Raw genomic sequence first — 17184 nt, 5'->3', positions numbered from 1 at the left:
ACGTCACATAGGTGACCAGCGAGGCCCTACGACCCACGACCGCCTGGAGGTGGCCACCCCGATGCAGCGCGAGCGACGACGAGACCCCTACCCGTGGACCTGGGAGGTCCCCCTGGCGGTGACGCTGGCGACCCTGTTCGTCATCGTCGCCGGCATCCAGCTCGGACGATCAGTAGCCAACCTGGTCGCCGGAGCCGGATGGACCTGGCCCGACGCCAACGCCGGCACGTTTCCCTCGCCCATCGGCACCGCCTTCTGGACCAGCCTGCCCGGCGTTCTGGGCGGCAACGCCGAAGCCGGGCTGCCCACCCCCGCTCCCGACGACCTGGCCGGCCGAGGCCTGGTCTGGGGCAGCCTCGCCCTGACTGAGCTCGCGCTGCTGGCAGCGACGATCTGGCTCGGCGTCTGGGCCTGCCAGCGCTGGGGCTCGGGCCGCATGCGCGGCATGGCGACCGCAGCCGAGGCAGAGAAGCTGCTCGGCGTGACCCGGCTCCGCAAGGTCGCCGGCATCGTCCGCCCGGACCTCTACGGCAAGCACGCCCCCGGAGCACCGGCACCGGTCCAGCGCGCAGCCGGCGACCGCACCGAACAACCCGGCCCACATCTGGGCCACGGCCTCAGCCCGTGGCTCCTGGATGGCCGCCGAACGAAGGAACACCGATGAGCAACGAGACCTCACTGCGAGGCCGCCCGACCCTGCGAAGCCGCGGCCGCCGCCGTCTGGGCGGCATCATCTGTCGCCGCCGCGGCCACCGCCCCATCCTCGTCGAGAGCCACTACTACGTGTCCACCGGACCCGTAGAGCTCGTGGGGGAGGGGCGGGACCTCCTGTCCGACCTCACCTTCCCGGTCCTCGGCCGGCGAGCGGAGGAGCGGCAGGGCCGCGAGGTGATCTGCCGCCGGTGCCTGGCTCCGTGCGGGGACACGATCCCGGAGGTGACGCGATGAAGCTTCGGTTCGATCCCTGGGACGTGGGCTGGCGCATCGGCAATGCCCACGAGCCGCGAGGTGGCGAGTTGTGGGTGCCCTGGGACCGCACCGCCGGCGTGATCGGCCCGCAGGGATCCGGCAAGACCCTCGACCTGCTCACCCCGGCGCTGCTCGGTGCACCGGGTGCCGCCCTGGTGACGCTGACGAAGGTCGAGGACCTGCTGCTCAGCCTCACCGAGCGCTCCCGGAACGATCGGCCCTGCGTGGTGCTCGACCCCTTCGGCCTGGCCGAGGGCGTCGTCGACGAGCTGATCTGGGACCCGATCGCCGGCTGCGTCGACCCCAAGGTGGCCGAGCGGCGCGCCAAGGCGTTCACCGCCGGCACCGTCAAGGGAGCGATCACGGGCGGGACCGGCGATGACGCTGCACGGTTCTACGCCGCCGAGTCCGCCAAGGTGCTGCAGGGCTACTTCCACGCCGCGGCGTTGACCGGCAAGACGCTCGAGGACGTGTTGCAGTGGGTCGCGAACCCTGCCGCAGCCACCCAGCCGATGGAGATCCTGCGCCGACACCCGCATGCCGAGCCTTTCTGGCACGGCCTTCTGCACGGAGCCCTGAACGGCGACGACCGCACCGCCGGCAACACCGTCACCACGGTGCAGCAGGCGGTGTCGCTGTTCTTCCAAGCCGACATCCGTCGCCGGTGCATCCCCAGCCCCGGCCATCCCGCCACGGACCTGGCCGACGTGATCCGCCGTCGCGGCACCATCTACCTGCTCGGCCGCGAGGACCCGTACGCCTCGGCCAGCCCGCTGATGACCGCCGTGGCAGAGCACGTCTTGGACACCGGCCTACTGCTGGCCAACAGCTCCCCGTGGGGAGGCCGGCTGTGCCCGCCCCTGGTCTCGGTGCTCGACGAGCTGCCCTCGACCGCGCCGCTTCCCACGCTGCGCACCCGGATGGCCAACGAGCGTGCACTGGGGCTGTCGTTCATCTGGGCCGCACAGACCCGTCCCCAGCTGACCAGCATCTTCGGCGAGCACGAGGCTCGCGCGCTGCTCGGCCTCACCAACACCCTGGTGATGTTCGGCGGCTCCAAGGACGTCGCCTTCAACCAGGAGATCTCCGACCTCCTCGGCCAGGTCCGGATCGGTCGACGCACCCACCGCGGCAGCGGGGGCGGGTACGAGGGCGACGACATCGCGATCATGCGGCCCGAGGAAGTCCGCCAGCTGCCCGAGCGCCAAGCCCTGGTGATCGCCGAGAACGGCAAGCCGATCATCGCCAAGCTGCACCGCTGCGTCGAAGGCAAGGCCGGCGAACGGCTCCTGGCCGACCAGCGGGCGCTGCGCGCGCGCCTGACCAACGACCGGCGCATGGTCATCACCCCCGAGGCCCGCGCCACCGCCGCGCTCGTCGAGGCCCGCCGCCTCGGCTTCGTCGACGACGAGAACGACCACACAAGGAGTGACCTGTGACCACCGAGCAGCAGACCCGCCGGGCGGCGCCCACACTGATGGTCTTCCCGTTCCCCGTCGCCGGCGACCACGTCCGGCTGGCCTACCGCGAGCTCCACATCGCCATCAACGGCACCGAGGAACAGAAGAAGGCGCTGGGCAACCACGCGCTGCTGCCGCGGCCCTGGGAACCGGCAACCTGCCTGGACCCCGAGCTGCGTCACGACCTGTGGGAGTGGCTCGAGGACGTCGTGATCTGGCTCAACCGCGAGTACACCTGGGACGTGTCCGGCCTCATCCCCAGCTGCTGGCCCCTGCACCCGCACCTGGTCCACGAGATCGCCGTTCTGGCCGACCAGCGCCGACGGGCCGGCCTGGCGCTGACCAGCGACGCGCTTGAGGAGTGGCACCGCTACTGCCTGACGGCGTTCACCGACCGCATGCGCAACAGGCTGCGCGCGCACTGCGACGACGAGCACAAGAGCTGGCCAGCCAAGCCGCGCCACAACGAGCACCTGGCCGACGCCAGCCGCCAGCGACGCGAGAACACCTTCGCCCACGACATCGACGCCCTGCCCGTCAACCGCCAGGCCCACGAACAGCCGCCCGCCCCGGCAGGCCCGCCGCGGCTGGGCCTGGTCGACCTCGACACCGGCGAAATCCACGACGACGAGATGGGCGGCGCCGGGCCGCGCACCCGCACCGAGAAGGGACCGAGGGAATGACACAGGCAACGATGCACGTGAAGGAACGCTCCGAGGCGATCCAGCGCGCCCAGCGCGCACTCAAGGCGCTCGGCGAGCACCCGCGCTCGAGCAAGAAGGAGCTCGGCCACGCACGCGAGCACGTCAACGCCTGCTACTCCCACGCCTCCGGCGAGCATGTGTGGAGTGCCGTCGCGCAGGTCGAGGCGATGGCCGAACGCCGCTACGGCGTGCCGAGCACCGAGGAGCAGCGGCAGCAGCTCGAGGCAGCGGGCGAGGACCTCGAGGAGCCGGCGACAGCCGCACGCGGCCGAGCGGCGGAGGACCGCGCGATCCCGTCGACGTCGCCGACCACGGACGTAGAGCTCACGCCCACTCCATCGCGATGAAGCGGCCGCGACGGGCTCGAACTGGCCTCACAGCGCTTCTGAGAGACGCGGAACCCCGCCTCGTGGGCACTCCCGACCCGTCTGATTGTCAGGGAGCGATTCTGAGCGCGCTCGCCGCGGCCGACGGCCAGGCATAGAACGGCCCGATCGGATGACCTCAGCGCTCCTCCTCATCGTGGCGATCGCCTACCTCGGCGGCGCCTTCCTGGTGGTCGCAGCGCTGGCGAAGGCGCTCTAGTCCTGGTCCGCCAGCTGGCGCATGCGCAGCCACGCTGCCCTGGCCGACGAGGGCCTGCAGGCTAAGGCCGCCGCGGCGATGGCGGCCGCCGCCGCGCTGGCGAACGTCGCGCCTCCGGCGACCGACGTCGTCGCCTACCTCGGGACGCCCACCGGTGACGACCCACGCCGCGCGGGCGATGGTGGCCTGGCCGTGACCCGGTTCTGGTCCGGGCACCCTGCCACCGTGGTGTTCGCTCAGGCCGCACTCACCGGCCTGAGCCGTACGGCGCTTCAAAGCCTGGCCGCGCACGAGCTCGGCCACGTCGTCCGACGTGAGAACTCCTCGGCCGCGGCGCGCTACGGCTGGCTGGTCGGCTACCTGGCTCTGATGCTGGCCGGCGGAGGGCTCACCGCCACGGCTTTCCTCGCCGCGCCCCAGCTGGCGGGGCCGGCGACGTTGGCGACGACGAGCGCCGCAGTGGCCTTCCTCGGTCTCCAGGTCGCGTTCGACCGGCGCGAAGAGATCGCCGCCGACCTGTTCGCCGTCGACCTGACCCGCGACCTCGAGGCAGCCGCCGAGCTGATGAGGTTCTACGAGGAGAACGTCACCAAGCCCCCGACCAGCGGTGGTCTCGGCCGCGCCTGGGCGCAGTTCGAGCGCCGCTGGTTCGCGACGCACCCGGCCCCCCAGGCCCGGCTCGCAGCGATGCGGCGACACCTGGTCGACCAGCAGACCGACTAGCTCTCGCCGCTTCGTTCTGCCACGGCCAGCGACCCGTAGGTCAGCACTCCCTCTTTCGCCAGCAGGCGGACGATCCTTGGCCCGGAACGCCGATGGCCAGCCCAGCTCGTCGCCCTTGCTCGTGTCGGGCATGGCACCTTGATCGGGCTGGGGACGGGGCCGCCCCAAGGCTAGCGATCGACCGCGGTCGTGGCTCGAACTTCAGCGGCGAGGGGTGCCGCGGCGAGGCGGCCGCGGACCATTCGCGTCCTGCCGGTCGCGGGCCGCACCCTGCGACCGGGGCGGTGCCGCGCTGCCCTCGCCGGTGTCGATCGGGATCTCGAGGCGAGACACGATCCGGTAGCGCAGGTCGCGCGCCGGGCTGTCGCCCAGCGGCTTCTCAGCGACCAGGCCGCGCGTGGCAGCGGCGACGTCGTGACCCTGCTCGTGGGCCTCCTGCAGCATCGCCGCGGTGGCCGGCCAGTCGCCCTGCTCGAGCAGACGCGAGTCGAGCTCGCGAGCCAGCGGAGCCCACCGCTCGGCGGGCGTCTTCTCGGCCGCGGCAACGAGGCGGGCGCGAACCTCGCTGCTCTTGTGGAGCTCGGCCAGCGCCGCCTTGCGCGGGTCGGCGTCCCAGGTCTTGACGGCGTCGCGTAGGTCGCGTCGCGCCTGCAGCTGGGAGAGCTGCAGGCGGGCGTGGACCTGGTTCACGCCCGGCTCCCAGGCGCGGCTGGGACGGGCCGAGAGGATCCTCATGGCCGCCACGCGCGCCTGCTCGGGGGCGAGGTTGTCGAGCCGCTCGGTGAGCAGCTGGTCGCCAAGCGAGCGGAAGGCGGGCTGTCCGCTGGCCAGCGCGGCAGTGAGCGCGGCGGGCCCGCGCTGGGCGAGCAGGTCGGCGGGGTCGAGGCCGTCGGGGAACCGGGCGTAGCCGGGGTCGAGGCCGTGCGGGGTAAGCATCCAGAAGTCGCGCTCGGCCGCGACCTGGCCGGCGAGGTCGGCGTCGGTGGCCACGATCGGGTCGCGGCCCACCGCTGCCAACTGGGCGGCCTGCTCGTCGGTCAGCGACGTGCCGAGCGGTGCCACGCCGAGGTAGAGGCCGTGGCTGGCGAGCGTAACCGCCAAGGCGTCCATCGGGCCCTCGACGATCACGGGGACAGCGCCTTCGGCGAGCAGCTCGTCGACGACGCCGAACAGCTGGGCGCCCTTGTGGAACAGCGGGGTGTCGGAGGTGTTGAGGTACTTCGGGCCGCCCTTGTCGGCGTCGGTGAGGTCGGGCCGGCGGCGGCCGACGAAGCCGAGCACCTCGCCCTGGTGGATGACCGGGAACATGACCCGGTCGCGGAACCGGTCGATGAGGCGGCCGGTACTGGCCTCGGTGGCGACGCCGGTGGCCACCATCTCGGTGTCGCTGACACCGCGGCCGCGCAGGTGGTCGACCAGGTGGGTCCACCCGGCCGGCGCCTGACCGGGGCGGAACCGCCCGTCGCCGGCGAGGTCGATGCCGAACCGTCCGGTGAGGTAGTCACGGCCCCACGAGTCGGTGAACCGGGCCTCGAAGAAGGCCTGCGCCATGTCGTTGATCTCGAGCATGCGCTCACGCGAGACGGGGGAGGAGCGCCACTCGTCGGCCCGCTGGTACATGAGCCGGAGGTCGGCGTCGGTGGGCTCCAGTCGGTTGCCGCCGAGGTCGCGGATGTAGGCGGCCAGCGCCAGGTCGGGCTCGACGAACTGGTCCTCGTCGACGTCGGCCAGGTCGCCAGCGACGGCGTCGACCACGTGCTCGTCGGCCGCGTGCTCGTCGTACGGGCCGGGGTCCTCGGCGAGCGGCCAGTCGCCCCAGTCGGGGTCGGTGGCGTGGTCGACGAGCGTCGCCGGGTCCGGCTCGATCCCGTCCCACAGGTCTGCGGGCGGCTCGTCGAAGTGGTACTCGTGCGCGTGCTCTTCGGGAGCGGTCTCCAGCGCGATCGAGGTCCGCCAGACCAGCGCCTGGCACTCGTCGACGCCCTCCCAGCCGTCGCTCGGCATCGCCCGCCCGGCACCCAGCAGAGCCTCGACCTGCCAGCCGCGCTGCACGCCGTGGTCCACGTTCGCCACCAGCGCGGGCCACCAGGTGCTGGCCTGGATGCTCGCGGCGCGCTCGGGACCGAACAGGTCGTCGAGCCTCGGAGTCCACTCGGTGGTGACGCCCTCACCGTGGGAACCGTCGCCGATCTGGGAGGCCACGGCCGGGGTGAGGTGACGGGCCATGCGCCACCACACGGCCGCCGCGGCGTGCTCGTCGGGCAGCGGCCCGGCGGGGTGGTCGGGTGCGGTGGCGGTGCGCAGCAGCTGGTGGGCGGTGACGCCGGCGCGCGACATCGCGGCCAGGCGCTCGGCGAGCAGCGGGGTGAACTCGTCGTTGCGGACCTGCGGGGCGAGCGAGTAGAGCAGCTGGCGCCATTCCTTGAGGGCCGGCGTGTGGTCGCCGGTGACGGCGCGGTTGAGGCGTCGCTGCCAGGTCGCGGAGGCCTTCTGCAGGTGCGGTGCACCGGTCGGTCGCCGGTCGTCGACCGGGACCTGCACAGCGGCCCGCCAGACCTCGACGTCGGCGACCGTGCTGGCCTCGGGCCGCAGACCGTCCTGGGCCCATACCGGCAGGGCGCCCTCGTCGGTCGCGCGCGTGTGGACCTGCTCGGCAAGCTGCTCGACCAGGTGCGCGCGCTGGGAGAGGTAGGCACCCCAGTGCGGGTCCTCGGCCAGGCGGGCCGGAACAGCCGGCATCCACGGCAGCGGGCCGGCGCCGGCGTTGCGCAGGCCCGAGGCGTCCAGGCGCCAGTCAAGGACGGCGGCGCGGTCGTGCGCGCTCTCAAGCTCGCGGTCGCCGGCGGCCGCCCGGAGTGCGTCGACGGGGTTCTCGCCGGCCGCGCCGAGCAGCAGCAGGTGGGCTCGCAGGGTCGGCCAGGCAGCCTCGTCGGCGAGCCCAGGAACGAGCGTCTCGACGGCGTTGTCCAGGGCGTCGACCAGGTTGACCGGGGTGCCGTCGGCGCCGGCGATCGTGTCGTGGCGTAGGAGGTCCTCGGCGGCGACGTAGAGGCTGTCGAGGTAGCGCTGGGATGCCTCGCCGAGCCGGGTGGCCGGGTCGGCCTGCTCGCGGATCAGGCTGGTTGCGGACCGCTGGGTGTCGTCGCGCGCCAGCATCGACTCGAGGATGTCGGTCGGCGTGAGCGGCCGGACCAGGGTCGGGTGGATCACCGAGTGCGGGTCGCCGTCGCCGACGACCTCGAGGTAGACGTGGTTGGCGTGCGCGCCGCGGGTCATCATCGTGTAGAGCTGCTGGCGCGACTCGCTGCCGGTGGCCAGGCCGTGCATCGTGTCGGCGGTGACGCCCTGGGCGGTGTGCACGGTGCACGCGTAGCCGAGTTCGGTGGATCGGGCGACGTAGTCAGCGGGCAGCCGCACGGTGCGGCCGTGCTGGGTGTGCTGGACCGTGAGCTCGCCGCCGTCGTGGATCTCCAGCACGTTCCACCGGTCGCCGTTCTTCACCCAGTCGGTGGCCGAGGTCCGCAGGCGGCGGTCGTTCTCGCGGGTGATGATCAGCTCGCCGATCGAGGCCTCGTTGCCGTCGGCGAGCCGGCGGACCGGGCCGCTGGCGGCGACGTCGGCCGGGTCGATTCCCTCGAGCCGGTGCGCGCGGGCCTGCTGGTTCAGCTCGCTGACCAGGTCGCGGGTGGGAGCGAGCATGATCGAGTCCAGCCCGTCGGCGCGGTCGGCCTGCCAGGCCGCGAAGACGTCCTCGGTCATGGTGGCCAGGTCGCCGACGTGGACGCGGTCGCGGTCGAGGTAGAAGCCGAGCGACTCGGTCTTGCCCTCGCGCAGCGCGAGCGAGGCGGCGCCCTCGGCGGGGTCCTTGAACCGGACGAGCTCGGTCAGCTGCAGGGCTCCGTGGGTGGCGCGGATGTCGCGCAGCACGCCGCCGGCGCCGATCGCGGACAGCTGCTGGTCGTCGCCGATCAGTCGGACGCTGCCGCCGCGCTCGAGGATGTAGGAGACCGCCGCGTCCAGCGAGAGGGTGTCGGCCATCCCGGCCTCGTCGATGACCACGAGGGTGGAGGAGTCGATGCCGGCGACCCACGCGGGCATCGCGGCGCCGGACTCGCGGGCCTCCTGGAGCGAGTGGGTCAGCTTGGCCAGGGTGTCGGTCTGGGTGTCGATCTGGGAGCGCAGGGCGTCCGCGGCCGCCGCTGAGGGAGCCAGGCCGATGATGGTGCCGCCGCCATCAGCCCAGGCGCTGGCCAGGGCTCGCATTGCGGTGGTCTTGCCGGATCCGGCGGGCGCGATCGCCAGTTGCAGGCGGGCGCCGGAGGTGGCCATCTCCTTGACCAGGGTGGCCTGTCCGGCGTTGAGGGTGATGCCGTTGGCGGTCGACTCCAGCAGCGCCAGGTCGACCGAGGGTGCCTCGACGGCGTACCCGTCGTGGCGGCCGGCGGCCTCGACCAGGCGTTGCTCGGCGGCCAGCACCTTGCCGGAGGTGAACAGCTCGGCGCCGCTCTGGGTGTAGACCGAGGCCCCGTCCGCGCGCCGCAGCTCGACCGGTTCGCTGATGGTGTCCCAGGGGCGGGCCATGCTCACCGAGCGGCCGTCGAGGACCTCGCCGACGAGCAGGTCGACGACCTGGGAGACCTGGTTGGTGGGCACGTTGGCGCACCGGACCTGCCGCTGGGCCTCGGCGTAGACGTGCCAGTACTGCCAGGTGCTCCGGGCTCCCTCCATCGTCGACACGATCCGGTCGCTTGTCTTGGCGAACCAGGCCGAGTCGGCCAGCGACCGCGCTGCGCCCTTCGGGTTCAGTGCGCCGTGGACCATCTGCTTGACCCGCTGCGGGGTGCCCAGCACCTCGATGGCCTCACGGCTCCAGGTGTCGCGCTGCTCGGCCAGCGAGCGCGGCTCGTGCTTGGCCTCGCGGGTCTCCAGCGTCGCCTGCTGGGACAGCTGGATGGTCTCCACCGGCGTGGGCGGCCGCCCGTGGGTGGCCTGGAACGCGGCCGCGAGGATCTTGCGGCGGTCCTCGACGTTGGCGCGGCGCTTGGAGAAGCGCCGGTTCAGCTCGGGGTCGACGCCGACGATCTCGCGCACCGGTCGCTTGCGGGCGTCCTCGTTCGGCCGCTCCTCGAACCGCACGCCGAGGGCGTCGACCAAGTGCCGCTCGAGCGCGGTGTTGTAGGTCTCCGACGCCGAGACGACCGCCTTGTGGAGCGGCCGGCCGTCGATGGCCAGCCACTTGCCGTCGAGGGTCTGGACCTTGTTCGCCACCGCGACGTGGGTGTGCAGGTCAGGGTCGCCGGCACGGGAGTCGCGGTGGGTGAACGCCGTGGCGACCAGGCCTCGGACGTCGACCTGGCGGACGCCGTTGGTGCCCCGGCGGGTGAACAGTGCCTTGGACTCGATGAAGCCCAGGGCGTCCTTGATGGCCGCCTGGTGGGCCCGCTCGATGACCGCAGCGGTCTTCGGGTCGGAGATCGCCCACAGCACCGAGACGCTCTTGACCGGGGAGAAGGTCAGGTCGTAGCCGGCCACGGCGTTGGTCTTCGGGCGGGAGTGCTTGGCGATCGCGGCGGCCAGCTCTCGTGCGTCGGTGGGCTCGCGGCCGTGCTCGGCACGGAAGAACTCAGTGCCCACCTCGGTGCGGACCTTGGCCCGGTCGGCTGCGGGGACCGGCCAGTCACCCGGCAGGCCGGCGGCCTCGTTGATGGCCGCGATGCGCTTGGCGACCTCGATCCGGAACGGGCTGATGTCGTTCTCGTAGACCTTGTACGGCGTGCCGAGCTGGCGGGCCGTCTTGTAGTCGGTGTCGGTCGGCCGGTCGACACCGTCGCGGCCGATGCGCAGGTCCAGGTCCTTGGTCCGCTGGGAGGCCAGCGGGTGGTGGCCGGAGCCGAACAGGCTCTCCATGTGGTCCGCGGTGACGATGTCGCCGGCGTCGAGCCCTTCGAGTCCCTCCATGCCGGATCCGACCCACACGCCGGGGCTCTCGCCCTTCTCGGTGTAGTAGCTCGCCAGCCCGGTGTGGCCCTTGTGGGTGGCGTCCATCGCTGCGACCTGGCGGGTCAGGTAGTCGTACCCCGACCCCGCCGTCAGCTTGTGGAGGCTCATCGTCACAGTCACCTACGTGCACGCGGGCGTGCGGTGCGATCACTTCCGGCCGGATTCTTGCTGTGTTCTTTCTATTCGGCTGACCGAGAATGCAAGAGGTGTGTGGCACTTGGGAGGTCGCGGAAATCTGGGGGACGCTGAGGGGCGTGGGTGACGGCTGGGGCGTCGGGTTCGGACTGGCTGAGGTGGGCGGGGCTGGCTGGGGTCGAGATTGGTGGGTTCGGAAGGTTTCTTGGCCGGTGGTGATCGCACGGGGACCGGGATTTGTCGTAGGTGACTGTCAGAGTCCATGTCGACACGAGTGAGGACCGGATGAGTCAGCAGACGATCAAGCAGCAGGCGCGGCGTACGGCGCGGGAGATGGCCGAGAAGCGGCGCAAGGAGCGCGAGGAGCGCGAGCGCCGGGTGATCGACCTGGCCGAACAGGTCATGGTCGCGATCGGTGAGCGCGACGCGGCGGTGGCCGAGACCGAGAAGCGCGCCGGGGAGGCGCTGCGGGAGTTGACCGAGGTCGAGGGGCTGTCGCTGGGCGAGGCGGTCAAGTGGTGCGGCGAGACGATTACCGTGCGGGAGGCGACGCGGCTGCGGCGACTGGCCGCACCGGACGGCGGCGCGGGGCCTGAGGGCGGCGCTGCCGCCGAGCGCGAGCCCGACGCGGCGGCCGGGAACGGGGGAGCGGGTGCCGGTTCGGCGGCTTGATGACGCCGGCCTCGCGGCGGTCGCGGCGGCAATCGCGGACCCGGCAGTGATCACGCGCTACCGGGTCAAGGTCGCCACGGTGCCCGGCAGTGAGTGCCTGTGGTGGACCGGGGCCGTGGCTGGCCGGTCCGAGCGCGAGCGCACCGACGGCGGTGGCCATGGCCGGTTCTGGTACGCGCCGGGGCGCGTGATGGTCGCCCACCGGTTCGCGTACGCGGTCATGCACGGCGTGGACGCCCTCGCGGAGGCGCGGCTGCTCGGGCACCGCTGTCACAACCCGCTGTGCCAGCGGATCGCACCCGATCACGTCGTGGTGTCGAGCGCGGCGCAGAATCGCCGTGAGTGGTCGGTGCAACGGCGGCTGCCGTACAGCCCGCTGGCCGACCCGCGTGGGCCGCGTCGGCGGGCGCGGGAACTGCGCGACCTGGCACGTGAGGACCCGCAGCTCGTAGCCGACGACCTCGCGCGGCTCCAGGAGTTGCTGGGCGAGCAACTGACCCTGTGGTGACCAGACCGACCCAGAAGGCCGCCCGCACCGTCGAGGGTTGCGGGCGGCCTTGCGGTTCGTAGTCAGGCTGGCTCGCCGTCGAGGAGCCGACCGAGCGTCTCCCAGAGGTCGAGGTAGCCGTCCGCGTCCTCTGGCGACTGCTCTCGCCCCACTGGGCGTGAAGAGCGCGGATGCGATCGAGCCGGTCGAGCCGGTCGGGCAGCGCGGTGCGCGCGGCGGCCATGAACTCCACGTCGGGCGCGTGCTCGGGAACGTCGCCCCCGCGCGGGTACTTCTTGATCCCGAGCCGCTGCCAGTGAGCACCGACGTAGGCGACGAGGATGTTGTCCGGGATGAGGGCGTCGGCGGCGGTGGCGCGGATCTTGTCACCTGCCGGAGTCCATGGGCCGGGGGTGGCGTGCGCCTCCAGGTCGCGGAGCGTGGCGTCGTCGCTCATGCTGGCTGGTCCTTCCGCGCGGTCGCGGCGGCGAGGTCGAGCCGTCCGGCTGCGGCGGTCGCCACGGCGGTGATCCGGGCGGCCAGCGCCCGCAACTCGGCGGGAGTGCCTTGGATGGCGACCACGTCGTCTCCGGCCAGCGTCAGGACCGGCTGGCGGTGCTCACCGGCACCCACCCAGTCCTCGCCGGGGGTGAACACCTGGACGCTGGTCTCTCGGGCTGCCAGCCACTCGATGTGCGCGTTCACGGGGTCACCTCGGCGGGTGCGGTGCCGATGACGCGGCGGAACGCCTCGACGTCGGCCTCGAGGGAGAACAGGCGGCGCCGGTGCTTGTCGCTCTCGGCCGAGACCTCGGTCAGGACTTCGGCGAGGCCGTCGAGGAACGCCACGATCGCGTCGGCGGTGACGGTCTCGCGCATCGCTGTCCACGGCTTCGGGACGCGGCTGCTGGCGGCGTAGGGCATCGAGGTCATGGCGGCGCTGGTCGCGCTCGCTGATCGTCGTCGTGGTTGCAGCTGCGTCGTGATCGGTCATGACTGCTCCTGCTCGGTGGTGGCGCGGTGGGTGTGCTCGGCGTGCAGGGCGTCCAGCGCGGTGGCGAGGCTGGACAGGGCCGCGTCCAGGTGGGCGCGGGCGGTCTCGGGGGTCCAGCGGCGTACGTCGCGCAGCCGGTGCTCGATGACGATCAGGTCGCAGGCCGTCTCGCTGAGGGTGTGCCGGTCCTTCGCGGTGCTGGTCGCGCCTTCGGCCGCGGGGGCGGTCTGCTCGCGGGTGATGGTCGTGTCGGTCATGGCTCCTCCTTCGGTTGGGCCGGTGGCGGGCCGGACTCGTGGTCGCAGCCCGCCACCGGAGGAACTGGCGGGAGGGTCAGGCCGGTGCGAGCGCGGTCCAGGCGCGGCGCTTGATCCGGTCGGGGTCGTCGCTGGTGAGCACCCGCGTTGCCCGTGCGGTCTTCTCGTCGCCCTTGGCGCGGACCGGGGCGTAGTGGTCTACGTACTCGGCCACGGCCTGGTAGCCGGCCCACGCGGTGTCACGGATGCCGGCCTGCGTGTCGGCGTCGGCGAAGAGCCAGTGAAGTCGGGAGCGGCGGCGGCGCTCGGTCTCGCGCACACGCTTGGTTGCGCTGGCCTCGGCCTTGCCGAACGTGGCGTCGATCAGCGCGTCGAACGCGGCGTCGGTCATGGCCTGCTGGATCAGCCGCTCCGCCTCGACCTGGAACGCGTCGACGTAGGTGAAGGTCAGCCCGAGCGCGTCACGGGCGGCCTGGACGGCGGCCTTGGCGTTGCGGGTGTGGCGGATTGAGAACGACGACTCGTGGTTGCGCAGGGCCGCGCTCTGGGTGTTCGCGCACACGACGCGGACCGGGGTCACGAGGATGCGGAACGCGCTGGACCCGTCGTGGCTGTTGAGCGCGGCGATGTTGAGGTCGACGCGGTCGGTGCCGCCTACGGTGAGCGAGTCCGGCAGCTGCATCGTGATGAACACTTGACGACCGCCGCGCAGCGACCCGGCGGTGTCGAAGACCGCACCGGACTCGTCGGCCAGCAGGTTGAGGAACTCGGCGTGGTCCTCGTTCTGCAGCGGGGTGTATCCGCCACCCACGACGCCGAGCGCCTCGGGCTCGCCGGTGAACGGGTTGGTGCGCACCGTGGCGAAGCCGGGGACCTCGATCGCGGTGACGCCGACCTCGCTGACCTCGGCGGTGGTGAGCGGCAACTTGCGGACGTCCCAGCCGCCCAGGTGGCCGAGCCGCATGGCCTCTTCGGCGGTGAACGCGCGGTCGCGGACGGTGGTGCCCAGGCGGTGCCAGGCGTCCTTGCGGGCGAAGACGGCTGCGGCCTGCGTGCCGTGGGTCTCGATCTCGTGTGACATGTCGGGGTCCTCCCGGGTAGCGGATCAAACGAACTGAGTTCAGTCGATGGTTTCTATTCCACTGAGGGCGGTTCTCCACAGGGAGAACCGCCCTCAGGTGGGGGAGGGGGCCGGGTCAGGCGGCGTTTTCGTCGGCGTCCTCGGCGCTCGGCTGCTGCTCCTCGCCGAGCAGGATCCGCTCGACCTCGCCCGGCTGGTAGCCCCACTCCGCGAGCGCGCCGAGCACGCGGGCGTCCCACGCGGTCGGGTTGCGCCACGAGTGCTTGCCGGTCGTGGCCTCCCATGCGGCGACGACGGCGGCGAGCGTGGTCATGGTCGCGGCCTTCGGCGTGCTCGCCTTGGTGGCGATCTTGCGGCACTCATCGTGGCCCGCGCCGTAGTAGCCGGTCGGCCGCTCGACCCCGAGCAGGGTGAACAGCATCGGGTGGCGGTGGTCCATGGCCTTGCTCAGCGAGTGGTGGCCGGTGACGACGGCCTCGCAGATCAGGGCCTCGGCACCCTTGGGGGCGGTCTTGCGGGCCACGAACCCCGCCAGCCACTCGCGGCGCACGGTCTCGGCGCTGGCCCATGCCTTGTTGTTGGCGATCACGCGGCGGCGCTCCTGGCGCTGCTGCTCGCGCTGCGCCTCGGCCTCCTCCCCGCCCTCGTCGCTGCTGTCGGCGGTGCTGTCGGCGGTGCCGCTGCCGGAGCCGCCGCCGCGACGACGCAGGCCGGAGGCGGCGAGGTCGGTGACGACCCACACCGGGACGTACTGCTGGTAGGGCTCGGCAGTCTCGTAGCCGTCCTCGTCGGCTCCGTCCTCGCCGTCCGGGTTGTCGCTGCCGTCCTCGTCCTCCTCGTCGTACTCGTCCTCGGGGTAGACCCACTCCTTGACGACGTGGACGCGAGCGCCGGGAACGTTGGGCCACTCCTCCTCGGCCAGCGGCTCGCCGTCCTCGGTGACCAGCCGTTCGATGCGCAGCACCTCGCCCGACTGCTCAGCCTCGCTGACCTCCTCGGCGGTCAGGACCGGCAGGCCTTCGCCGCGCAGCCGCTCGACCTCGGCGGCGTCGGCGGCGCGCTCGGCGGCCTCGTCGCGCAGCCGCTGGGCCTCGTGCGCGAGCGAGCGCCGGTATCGCATGGCGTACTCCAAGCGCTCGACGGCCTCCGAGTCGTGCTCGAACTCGGCGAAGAACGCTGCCTCCTCCAACGTCAGGTCGCCGGAGTCGAGACGGTTGCGGGTCTGGTCGGCCTTGGTGACCGCCAGGGCGGCGTTCACGGTCGGGCGGTCGATGCTGGTGCGCTTGGCGATCTGCGCGGCGCTCACGCCGAGCAGGGCCAGCTGCTCCACGCCCGCGACGATCTCGGACTCGCGCATCCCGGCCCGGTGGATGTTCTCGACCATCTGGTCACCGATGCGGTCGGGGTCGGCGGGCTGCGGCACTACACGTGCCGGGATCAGACCGGTGGGCGTGCCAACCTCGGCGGCGGTGACGGTGCGGCGCTGGCCACGCAGCAGGACGTGCTGGCCGTCCTCGTTGCGGTATACGGTCACGGCCTCGATCACGCCGCGTTCCTTGATCGACTTGCGGAACTCCTTGTGGTCGGGCCGCAGGTCGGTCCGGACGTTGGTGCCGATGATGATCGCGGCGGGGTCGAGGTACGCGAACTCCTCGGCCTGAACGACGTCGGAGGCCTCGTCGGCGGTGGTCTCGGCGGGGGTCTGGATGGTGTCGGTCATGCTGCTGTCCTCCGTGAGTAGAATAGAAAGAACTGACAAGACCAAGTCTCCCAGCGGGGGCCGACGCCTACCGGGCCACAGGGCGGACCTGTGGAAAGGTGGACACCCGGTGAGGGTGGGGATAACCCCGGCCTCGCCGGGCGCGGACTCCGCTGCGGCGGCGCGGCGCAGCTGCACCTCGTAGCTGGCTGGAACGGAAGGAATCGAGCGAGGGTGGGAACGGCTGCGCGAGCGGATAGGCAGGGCCCCGACCGGGAATGCAGCGGCGTTGGTGTTAGCCGCTGCAGCTCGATGCCGGCGGCCGCGGCCAGGGGAGTGTTCAGGTGACGAGCCAGACCACGATCCCGGTCGGGATCTACTGGAAGCCCGGCGTGTGGGACCTCGCCCGATCGGCCTACCTCGCCGACCTGGACACCGACGTCGACTCGCCCGGCTCTTTCGTCGGCTGGCTCGCCCAGGCGCTCGAGCTGCACGCCCGACGCTCACCACAGCAACGGGTCGAGCTCGCGGCCGCCGGCGAGAACCATCCCGCCCTGGTTAGCGTGACCCGCAAGAGCTTCAACAAGAAGCACGACCTGCCGGCCTCGACCATCGAGGCGGTCGAAGACGCACTCGTGGCCGACCGCCAGGAGCTCGGCCGGATGCTCGCCCGCTCGGCGTTCGCCCAGGAGGCGGTGATCGCCGCGGCCGAGGCCGCCCGCCGGCGGCTGGGCCGCGACCTGCCTCCGCCCCCGCAGAAGCTCAGCAACCGGCCGCCGCGGCGCCGGCCGGCACGGTAGGTCAGCCGGGCGCCGGCACGGGGGTTGTGTCGGCGCCTTCCCCTAGCGTGCTTCTCAGCGCCCCGATCCGGTACCCGAGAGCCGGTCGGGGCGCTTCTTTGCGTCCTCGTTGATCGCCCCGGACCCCTTCGCGGACCTAGGTGACCGCGGGGCCCGTCCTGCGTCCCGCCCGAATCCGAGGAGGAACGCATGTCCAGCTCACCCCACCGCGACCGCCGCGGCGCATCTGTCAGGGCCGTCCTGGTCACTCTCGCCGCCGTCATGGCCGCCGCACTGTGCCTGGCGCCGGCCGCACCCGCGTCCGCGGCCGTGCCCGTCGAGGACATGGGCTGCCGTATGGTCATCTGGGCCTCCGACAGCGTCTTCGACACCTCCTACGCCCACGACGGCATGCGGCACACCTTCCGCGGCTGCCTGGTCAAGCGCGGCTGGTCGACGAAGACCTACCGGGCGCTCAGCAACAGGCAGTGGCGGCTGAACTACCACTTGGCCAGCGCGGAGTGCCGGGTCGGGGAGTACCACCTCTCCGGCGTCAGGCGGACCACCTACAAGGGCATCCGCGTCGTCGTCTTCAAGTACCGCTTCGACTACCTGGTGCCCTGCTGAGCCGCGCGAGCGC

The 17184-nt window shown here is 72.2% G+C and carries 16 protein-coding genes; 10 read left to right on the top strand and 6 right to left on the bottom strand.

Annotation, left to right across the window (positions count from 1 at the left end; translation table 11 throughout):
- The first annotated feature begins 61 nt into the window (after positions 1–61).
- From ACYQ1K_RS13935 to ACYQ1K_RS13910, 6 genes are all read left to right on the top strand, one after another.
- Entirely contained in the window at positions 62–664 is a 603-nt protein-coding gene (locus ACYQ1K_RS13935) for a hypothetical protein (protein ID WP_459983660.1), read from the top strand.
- Positions 661–948 carry a hypothetical protein gene (locus ACYQ1K_RS13930; protein WP_459983658.1) on the top strand — a complete coding sequence of 96 codons (288 nt, stop codon included), beginning with the start codon at positions 661–663 and terminating at the stop codon, positions 946–948. Before ACYQ1K_RS13935 ends, ACYQ1K_RS13930 begins: the two co-directional genes overlap by 4 nt.
- A complete protein-coding gene (locus ACYQ1K_RS13925) occupies positions 945–2408 on the top strand; it encodes a type IV secretory system conjugative DNA transfer family protein (protein WP_459983657.1) in 1464 nt (487 codons plus the stop codon). Before ACYQ1K_RS13930 ends, ACYQ1K_RS13925 begins: the two co-directional genes overlap by 4 nt.
- Positions 2405–3112: a hypothetical protein gene (locus ACYQ1K_RS13920; RefSeq protein ID WP_459983655.1), complete on the top strand. Its 708-nt coding sequence runs from the start codon at positions 2405–2407 to the stop codon at positions 3110–3112. Before ACYQ1K_RS13925 ends, ACYQ1K_RS13920 begins: the two co-directional genes overlap by 4 nt.
- A complete protein-coding gene (locus ACYQ1K_RS13915) occupies positions 3109–3480 on the top strand; it encodes a hypothetical protein (RefSeq protein ID WP_459983653.1) in 372 nt (123 codons plus the stop codon). The genes ACYQ1K_RS13920 and ACYQ1K_RS13915 overlap by 4 nt, the downstream gene beginning before the upstream one ends.
- Before the next feature lie 259 nt (positions 3481–3739).
- The gene (locus ACYQ1K_RS13910) at positions 3740–4441 is read left to right on the top strand and encodes a M48 family metallopeptidase (protein ID WP_459983652.1); all 702 of its coding nucleotides are present in this window, start codon (positions 3740–3742) and stop codon (positions 4439–4441) included.
- A 201-nt stretch (positions 4442–4642) separates the two neighbouring features.
- On the opposite strand, the gene mobF is transcribed toward ACYQ1K_RS13910, so the two are convergent.
- Positions 4643–10549, bottom strand: a complete 5907-nt coding sequence (gene mobF, locus ACYQ1K_RS13905) for a MobF family relaxase (RefSeq protein ID WP_459983650.1) — start codon at positions 10547–10549, stop codon at positions 4643–4645.
- A 312-nt stretch (positions 10550–10861) separates the two neighbouring features.
- Between mobF and ACYQ1K_RS13900 the strand changes: the two genes are divergently transcribed.
- Together ACYQ1K_RS13900 and ACYQ1K_RS13895 are read left to right on the top strand one after the other, a co-directional pair.
- Positions 10862–11248 carry a hypothetical protein gene (locus tag ACYQ1K_RS13900; RefSeq protein WP_459983648.1) on the top strand — a complete coding sequence of 129 codons (387 nt, stop codon included), beginning with the start codon at positions 10862–10864 and terminating at the stop codon, positions 11246–11248.
- Positions 11249–11294: 46 nt separating this feature from the next.
- A complete protein-coding gene (locus ACYQ1K_RS13895) occupies positions 11295–11756 on the top strand; it encodes a hypothetical protein (protein ID WP_459983647.1) in 462 nt (153 codons plus the stop codon).
- A gap of 432 nt (positions 11757–12188) precedes the next feature.
- On the opposite strand, the gene ACYQ1K_RS13890 is transcribed toward ACYQ1K_RS13895, so the two are convergent.
- From ACYQ1K_RS13890 to ACYQ1K_RS13870, 5 genes are all read right to left on the bottom strand, one after another.
- On the bottom strand, positions 12189–12440 hold the full coding sequence (locus ACYQ1K_RS13890; protein ID WP_459983646.1) for a hypothetical protein: 252 nt from the start codon (positions 12438–12440) through the stop codon (positions 12189–12191).
- Positions 12437–12667: a hypothetical protein gene (locus ACYQ1K_RS13885; protein ID WP_459983645.1), complete on the bottom strand. Its 231-nt coding sequence runs from the start codon at positions 12665–12667 to the stop codon at positions 12437–12439. Before ACYQ1K_RS13885 ends, ACYQ1K_RS13890 begins: the two co-directional genes overlap by 4 nt.
- Before the next feature lie 57 nt (positions 12668–12724).
- Positions 12725–12985 carry a hypothetical protein gene (locus ACYQ1K_RS13880; RefSeq protein ID WP_459983643.1) on the bottom strand — a complete coding sequence of 87 codons (261 nt, stop codon included), beginning with the start codon at positions 12983–12985 and terminating at the stop codon, positions 12725–12727.
- 76 nt (positions 12986–13061) lie between these two features.
- Positions 13062–14066 carry a DUF932 domain-containing protein gene (locus ACYQ1K_RS13875; protein ID WP_459983641.1) on the bottom strand — a complete coding sequence of 335 codons (1005 nt, stop codon included), beginning with the start codon at positions 14064–14066 and terminating at the stop codon, positions 13062–13064.
- A 115-nt stretch (positions 14067–14181) separates the two neighbouring features.
- A complete protein-coding gene (locus ACYQ1K_RS13870) occupies positions 14182–15786 on the bottom strand; it encodes a ParB/RepB/Spo0J family partition protein (protein ID WP_459983639.1) in 1605 nt (534 codons plus the stop codon).
- A gap of 323 nt (positions 15787–16109) precedes the next feature.
- Here ACYQ1K_RS13870 and ACYQ1K_RS13865 point away from each other — a divergent pair, with 323 nt between their 5' ends.
- Positions 16110–16565, top strand: coding sequence for a hypothetical protein (locus ACYQ1K_RS13865; protein ID WP_459983638.1), 456 nt, complete (start codon positions 16110–16112; stop codon positions 16563–16565).
- 189 nt (positions 16566–16754) lie between these two features.
- Complete coding sequence (locus ACYQ1K_RS13860; RefSeq protein WP_459983637.1) at positions 16755–17171, top strand: hypothetical protein; 417 nt, start codon at positions 16755–16757, stop codon at positions 17169–17171.
- Positions 17172–17184: the final 13 nt, after the last annotated feature.

This window comes from Nocardioides sp. AN3 (assembly GCF_054653495.1).
Note: the sequence above shows the minus strand (reverse complement) of the source record. Positions and strands in the feature narration are given on the sequence as shown.

Coding starts and splice junctions, on each gene's coding strand:
- ACYQ1K_RS13935 (WP_459983660.1), top strand. CDS start 62: ATGCAGCGCGAGCGACGACGAGACCCCTACCCGTGGACCTGGGAGGTC.
- mobF (WP_459983650.1), bottom strand. CDS start 10,549: ATGAGCCTCCACAAGCTGACGGCGGGGTCGGGGTACGACTACCTGACC.
- ACYQ1K_RS13925 (WP_459983657.1), top strand. CDS start 945: ATGAAGCTTCGGTTCGATCCCTGGGACGTGGGCTGGCGCATCGGCAAT.
- ACYQ1K_RS13860 (WP_459983637.1), top strand. CDS start 16,755: ATGTCCAGCTCACCCCACCGCGACCGCCGCGGCGCATCTGTCAGGGCC.
- ACYQ1K_RS13915 (WP_459983653.1), top strand. CDS start 3,109: ATGACACAGGCAACGATGCACGTGAAGGAACGCTCCGAGGCGATCCAG.
- ACYQ1K_RS13880 (WP_459983643.1), bottom strand. CDS start 12,985: ATGACCGACACGACCATCACCCGCGAGCAGACCGCCCCCGCGGCCGAA.
- ACYQ1K_RS13910 (WP_459983652.1), top strand. CDS start 3,740: ATGCGCAGCCACGCTGCCCTGGCCGACGAGGGCCTGCAGGCTAAGGCC.
- ACYQ1K_RS13875 (WP_459983641.1), bottom strand. CDS start 14,066: ATGTCACACGAGATCGAGACCCACGGCACGCAGGCCGCAGCCGTCTTC.
- ACYQ1K_RS13930 (WP_459983658.1), top strand. CDS start 661: ATGAGCAACGAGACCTCACTGCGAGGCCGCCCGACCCTGCGAAGCCGC.
- ACYQ1K_RS13870 (WP_459983639.1), bottom strand. CDS start 15,786: ATGACCGACACCATCCAGACCCCCGCCGAGACCACCGCCGACGAGGCC.
- ACYQ1K_RS13885 (WP_459983645.1), bottom strand. CDS start 12,667: ATGACCTCGATGCCCTACGCCGCCAGCAGCCGCGTCCCGAAGCCGTGG.
- ACYQ1K_RS13900 (WP_459983648.1), top strand. CDS start 10,862: ATGAGTCAGCAGACGATCAAGCAGCAGGCGCGGCGTACGGCGCGGGAG.